Source organism: uncultured Shewanella sp. (assembly GCF_947495455.1).
Lineage (GTDB): Bacteria > Pseudomonadota > Gammaproteobacteria > Enterobacterales > Shewanellaceae > Shewanella.
The window spans coordinates 1-6,300 of the sequence record NZ_CANLZC010000170.1; the positions used below are offsets into that span (position 1 = coordinate 1).

5 protein-coding genes are annotated in these 6,300 nt (G+C 39.6%); 2 read left to right on the forward strand and 3 right to left on the reverse strand.

All coding sequences use genetic code 11. The annotated features are described in order from the left end of the window. Positions 1 to 122: 122 nt before the first annotated feature. From Q0791_RS24000 to arfB, 3 genes are all read right to left on the reverse strand, one after another. Positions 123 to 794, reverse strand: coding sequence for an SDR family NAD(P)-dependent oxidoreductase (locus Q0791_RS24000; RefSeq protein WP_299011788.1), 672 nt, complete (start codon positions 792 to 794; stop codon positions 123 to 125). A gap of 24 nt (positions 795 to 818) precedes the next feature. Next, positions 819 to 1,292, reverse strand: coding sequence for a type II 3-dehydroquinate dehydratase (aroQ, locus tag Q0791_RS24005; RefSeq protein WP_299011789.1), 474 nt, complete (start codon positions 1,290 to 1,292; stop codon positions 819 to 821). Positions 1,293 to 1,383: 91 nt separating this feature from the next. Further along, complete coding sequence (gene arfB, locus Q0791_RS24010; RefSeq protein WP_299011792.1) at positions 1,384 to 1,800, reverse strand: alternative ribosome rescue aminoacyl-tRNA hydrolase ArfB; 417 nt, start codon at positions 1,798 to 1,800, stop codon at positions 1,384 to 1,386. Positions 1,801 to 2,450: 650 nt separating this feature from the next. Here arfB and Q0791_RS24015 point away from each other — a divergent pair. Then, on the forward strand, positions 2,451 to 4,487 hold the full coding sequence (locus tag Q0791_RS24015) for a Cache 3/Cache 2 fusion domain-containing protein (RefSeq protein ID WP_299011790.1): 2,037 nt from the start codon (positions 2,451 to 2,453) through the stop codon (positions 4,485 to 4,487). Between the two features lie 280 nt (positions 4,488 to 4,767). Then, positions 4,768 to 6,249, forward strand: coding sequence for a sugar porter family MFS transporter (locus tag Q0791_RS24020; RefSeq protein WP_299011791.1), 1,482 nt, complete (start codon positions 4,768 to 4,770; stop codon positions 6,247 to 6,249). The last annotated feature ends 51 nt before the right edge of the window (positions 6,250 to 6,300 follow it).

Genomic DNA, 6,300 nt, shown 5'->3' on the forward strand with positions numbered 1-6,300 from the left:
GGAGCAATTAACGACCTTGCCTACAGCATGTTGAATTCCCGCTGAAAGATCACTTATATAATGGAATTGGTATAAAGCCCCACAAACGACTGTAGAAATCATCACTCAAGATCAACAGCCCCCTAGCCTCGATCAATGCTAATTTCAGAAATATAGCCTTTTTCAGTACTTAATAAAGCTTGTTTCAACATGGAAGCGGCTTCACTTGCCTCCATGAAAGCGCTTGTATTTAGATGAGTACCACTTGTAGACCAGAAATCAGTATTCATTCCCCCAGGATAGACTGCAACGATTTTAATTGGACTGGTTTTGAGTTCCAGTTTTAATGCGTTAAGAAAACCTTTAATTGCCCATTTTACGGCGCAATAAGTCGATTCATTGGTTTTGGCTGTATTAGCGGCACTGGACATCACTATGGCCAGTGTCATTGGCTTGTCTTTAAAGCGTTTAATGGCTTCTTGTATGACATAAATACAGGCGGTGACATTGTCATCGATGAGCTGTTTAATTTGAGTGGGATCTTGTGTTTCGATTGGACCAAACAGACCACTGCCTGCACAATGAATGAGGCAGGTTGGCATACAAGGCAGTGCATCAAATAATTGAGCAATGTCCTCATAATGAGATAAATCGGCCGTATAGGTATGGACTGCTTGATGCGATGTCAGTTGCGTTGCAATCTGCTGAAGACGTCGAGTGTTTCTTCCTGTTAAGAATAAGTGTGCATTATCTTTGGCATATTCAAAAGCGAGGGCTGCACCTAAGCCACTGCTTGCTCCTGTGATCATAATCATGGCCAGTTTCCTTAAATAACAGGATTATTTCTGGTTTGCATCTTCAATGGATCTGGCTCTAGTACTGAGATGAGATACGGCAGCTTGCAGCGCAAAATAGTAGCCTTGGGCACCAAGACCACAGATCACACCGATAGCTTTATCTGAGAAATAAGAATGATGTCTAAAAGGTTCCCTGTTGTGAATATTGGATAGATGGACTTCAATAAAAGGGAGGGCAGTACCCAATAAAGCATCTCTTAATGCCACACTGGTGTGAGTAAAAGCGGCGGGGTTGATAATCACAAATTCTGCTGTGGTGTTATGAATTGCGTCGATCAGTTCATGTTCAGCATTGGATTGAATGTGTTCTATTTCAATGTGGTTTAATGATGCTTCTTTATTCAGTTCGTCCACAATTTGCTTGAGTGTGTGGTGTCCATAATGTCCAGGTTCCCTTTTTCCTAATAGATTCAAATTGGGCCCGTTAACTAAGAGAATTTTATGTTGCGCAATCATTGATAAAGCCTTTTAATAGCAAGAGTTCTGATTTCAGCAAATAATAGGGAAATTGTCGAGGGCGCGCGACTAAAAATATAGGATAAGAAGGTCAATAGTCGGTTTTCTTTTGTCTGAGGGTTTTAGTGAGCCCTTTTTGTTTCTTGGCTGTAATACGGCGTTGTTGGCTACTTTTGGTCGGTTTGGTGGCGATACGTTTTTTCTGTGTTTTGCCTACACTGGAAACCAGTTCGATGAATTGCATGAGAGCGGTTTGACGGTTTGAATCTTGGCTACGACTTTGCTGACACTTTATAATAATTTTACCGCTTTTACTAATGCGGTGATCGGCTTTTTTTAGCAGTGCTTGCTGATAAAAAAAAGGGAGGGAAGAGGTTTTTATGTCGAAAATTAATTGAGCGGCCGTTGAGACTTTATTGAGATGTTGTCCCCCTGCACCGCTGGAGCGGATGAACTGCCATTCGATTTCATGCTCTGCAATCTGTACTGCGTTGGATATTTTTATCATTCTTAAATTAAGTGAGTAGGTTAGTGATGCTATCATAGCATTTTTTATTATTGCCATTGGTTTTTGTATTTATTCATCTGTTATTTTATTTTCAGTAAAACCTTTAATCAGTGCCGATCAAGTGCTTTCGGTGATGGCATTGGTAGTGTCAAAGCTGAGAGTTATGCTGTGGTTGTGGGTGAATAATATAAAAATTAACTTCGAGCTTAGAATAAACTGAGGGCGGTTGTTCCTATGCCAATGAGTCTGATTGCTTTACTGTGACTTTCTTTTTGGGGTTATGAAAACCAGTGGCCTTGAATATCGTGATTAGACATAGGTCTAACATGTATTAGCGCCCTTTATTATAAGTGAGTATTTTTGATGTTAATCGTTTTTGTTGTGCTTTGGCTTTTAAAAACGCGCGATGAATGAGTGAACTCCTTATTCCACGGGGCTTACTAGAATATTGGATGAGGTGAATTTGCCCTTTAAAATATGTGAATTCACTCATTTTCAATGCCACTGTTCATGTTTTCTAACAGGGAGAGTATAGATTTTCGAGCTGTATAGGCTAAATAGCTGTGTTTACAGTAATATGTTTCGAATACATAATCCGCAGCATTAAATAGGTGCGAGGCAGAGAAAGGGGTTTTCTCTGTAAATGGAACATGTGGAATAAGATAAAAAATCAAAGTATTCGTTTTCAATTACGCTTAGCAATGAGTTTGTTTTTGATCATGGCGTGTGTATCGATTGCCGTCGTTGTGTATCAACAAGCATCAGCGCTATTGATGCAACAAACCTTAAAAGAGCATCAATCTAAATTAAGTGTGTTATCTGATACGATTGCCAGTCAATTTGTCAGTTATATCGATGTGGCAAAAGATCTTGAAGTGACTTTTAGATCGGGGTATTTACATGGACTGACGTTTTCAAATGATGATGTTATGTATGAGGGAAGAAAGATCAATGATGCTTTTATTGATGGGCAGTCTATTGTTGGCAATACCAGTATTGTTGATAGGTTTACCCATGATACCGATGTTACGGCGACGATTTTTTTGGCTTCAGGCAATGAATTTGTCAGAGTGGCAACGACATTAAAAACAGATTCTAGCCATAGGGCGTCTGGCGCCATATTAGGACCAGGGCATCCTGCCTATACTAAATTGAGTAATGGTCAAGTTTACTACGATAAAGTACGTTTATTTGGCCGAGAGTATATTAGTTATTATTCCCCCATAAAGGATGAATTTCATCGAATACGCGGTGTGTCAGCAGTGGCATTGCCCATTGAGGATGCATCGGAAACGATTTTTGCTAATCTTGCGCTATTAGGTTGGGGGGATAGTGGTTATACCATAGTGGTTAATCATCATGCCGATTATTTGGGGGAATACCTTTATCATCCCCAAAAGAAACGTCAAGGTGAATCGATTCTTGATCTCAAAGATAATGAAGGTAAGAAAGTCTTTGCTGAAATAGTGAATAATGAGAATGGAGTGATCCGCTATTTCGAAAATATTAAAGGTCAGGCGAAAGAAAAATACGCTGTCTATACCCAGGTACCTGGCTGGGATTGGACCTTGATTGGAGGCTCTTATATTGAAGAAGTCACTAAAGGTAGTAATCATTTACTCATGTTGATCATGGGAGTATCGAGTGTTGTTACTCTGATTATTTTCACTTTGCTGAGTATTTTTCTTTATCGAATGACGGGACCATTACAAGACTTAACTGGCTATATGGATCAACTCAGCCAAGGGCAAGTGAGCTTGAAGATTCCAGAAGTGGAAGGTAATTCTAATAATGAGATAAAGCAACTTACTCATGGTTTTCATGTAATGGCATTTAAGTTTAATGGCTTAGTGTCTAATATACGAGAAGCAAGTGTACAAGTTCAAACACGTGCAGAGCATGTTGCAGCGGATGCTAAAGAGAGTTTGTTGCAAGCGGATGTACAACATCAACAGGTGGAATTAGTTGTAACAGCCATTGAGCAAATGGCCTCATCTGCGCAATCTGTAGCAGAGCAAGTTGAAAGCATCGCAGTGAGTGTTCGTTCTGCCAATGAGGTCAGTTTGTCAGGGTCTGAGCTGGTTAAAGAGGTGAGAAGTGAGATTGCAGATCTAAACATTCAGTTACGTCAATCTGCTGAAGCCATTGATATGGTGAGTCGTCAAAGTGAAAATATTCAAGCAGTGACACGCATGATTGATGAAGTGGCAGAACAAACGAATTTGTTAGCCTTGAATGCGGCGATTGAAGCGGCAAGAGCTGGGGAGCAGGGGCGAGGTTTTGCCGTTGTTGCCGATGAGGTAAGAACCTTGGCGCATCGCACACAAGGTTCGGTGAAGGAAGTCGTGACCATTATTGATCAGTTAAGAGATTATACGAGCAGTGCTGTGACCTTGATGTCAGAAAGTCAAATAAAAGGTAAAAAAGTGACAGAGCAAGCTCAACAAGCGGGGATTGCGTTAGATCAAATTACCGATCAAGTGACCGATATTGCATGTAAGTCTGAGGTGATTGCTGCCACGGCTGAGGAACAAGCACAAGTGACTCAAGAAGTGGCAGTTAATGCAACTGAAATCAGTCGACTGAATCAAGATGGTCAAGAGATTGCTGGTAAAACGGCAAAAAATGCAGAAAATTTAAAGCAGTTATCGACGGAGCTAAGTGAACAAGTTGATTATTTTTATTAATTGACTTACGTTTCAAGTTATTTGCTAAATCAATACCCCTAAAATAGGGGTATTGATGGTTAACTTCTCTGGACGTGAATAGCCAGCAAAGAGGTGCAAAACCTGTTTGACTTTGGTTGTTTTATTTATTATTTATGTGTTTTTTGGGTTAATTTTTGTTTTGGGATTGATGCTATTTAAGGCGCTTATGGTGTAATCATTAAGTTTTAACTTAAAAGGTCATAGAATTCGGGTAAAATTTTCTCTTTTGTTATTTATTAATTGTCAAAGGGGTGTGAATGTGGATCAATTGAAGTCGGATCATAATCACAGCACTCAAATAAGCAATAATTCCTCTTTTCATCGCAGTGAAAATTTAATTTTTGTTATTTCTGTATGCCTCATAAGTTCATTAGGCGGTTTTTTAGTTGGATTTGATACAGGGGTTATCAATGGCACGTTTGACGGCTTGTATTCTGTGTTTGGAAGTAATCATGTTGCCAGTGGATTTAATGTAACTGCAATTTTATTGGGGGGAGCTGCAGGCGCGCTATTGTCAGGTCTGTTTGTTGATCGTTTAGGTCGGCGTTCTATGTTGATTGTAGCGGCTAATTTTTTGGTGATCAGTGCATGGGGGGCGGGGATCACTGATTCTTCTATTGGCTTTATTTTATATCGAATGTTAGGTGGAATAGCCATTGGTGTTTTGTCTGTTATCACTCCCATTTATATTGCAGAAATTGCGCCTTCTCAATACCGAGGGAGGTTAATAGGCTTGCAGTATATGGCCATCTTACTGGGACTCTTGTCTGCAAGTTTGAGTAATGATGTATTAGTGAATATTGCGGGTAAATCGACACATCTTCTTTGGCTTGATGCAGAAGCGTGGCGTTGGATGTTTTGGATTGAACTGTTTCCTGCTTTTCTTTTTCTTTTTTTATTATTCTTTATTCCTGAGAGTCCCCGCTTTCTCGCTGCCATTGGTAATCAAAGAGCTGCTCATGAAGTGCTTATTAGGTTGCATGGTCAGCAAAAAGCGGCGAGTGTAGTGGCTAAGCTTAAGTTAACTTTGCCCTTAACCCATTATCCGACTATGGCTGATTTACTAGAAAATGGTCAAAAGAGAATTAAAAGTGTACTTTGGTTAGCCTTGGCATTAGCGGCACTTCAACAGTTAATGGGTATTAATGTGATTTATTATTACGGGGTTGTTCTATGGCAAGGCGTTGGCTTTTCTGAAACAGATACCCTATTGATTACTATTATTACTGGTATGGTAAGTATTGCAGGTTGTTGTTTGACTCTTATTTTTATTGATAAATGTGGACGCAAACCGTTTTTGATTATTGGTTCCATGGGCATGACATTAACCTTAGGCTTGATTGTTTATGCGTTTGCCAATGCAGAATTTGGTTTAAATGGGGAGTTAAATTTAGGGACTTATGATTGGTTAGCGTTAATATCGGCAAATGTCTATGTGTTCTTTTTTAGCTTGTCATGGGGGCCTGTTACTTGGACATTACTTGCCGAAATGTTTCCCCAAAAAATACGCGGTTTAGGCATGGCTTTGAGTGGCTGTACGCTATGGTTGGTGCACTATGTGATGATAAGAAGTTTTCCTTTTTTACTTAAAGTGTTCGGCTTAGCACAAACTTACAGTTTTTATTGTCTGTTTACTTTATTTTCTGTGCTACTTCTTTTGCGTTATATTCATGAGACCAAAAGGCAAACCTTAGAAGATATTCATCAGTTTGAATTAATACCAATTCCATTATATAAGTGATCTTTCAGCGGGAATTCAACATGCTGTAGGCAAGGTCGTTAATTGCTCCTG

Coding starts and splice junctions, on each gene's coding strand:
- aroQ (WP_299011789.1), bottom strand. CDS start 1,292: ATGATTGCGCAACATAAAATTCTCTTAGTTAACGGGCCCAATTTGAAT.
- arfB (WP_299011792.1), bottom strand. CDS start 1,800: ATGATAAAAATATCCAACGCAGTACAGATTGCAGAGCATGAAATCGAA.
- Q0791_RS24000 (WP_299011788.1), bottom strand. CDS start 794: ATGATTATGATCACAGGAGCAAGCAGTGGCTTAGGTGCAGCCCTCGCT.
- Q0791_RS24015 (WP_299011790.1), top strand. CDS start 2,451: ATGTGGAATAAGATAAAAAATCAAAGTATTCGTTTTCAATTACGCTTA.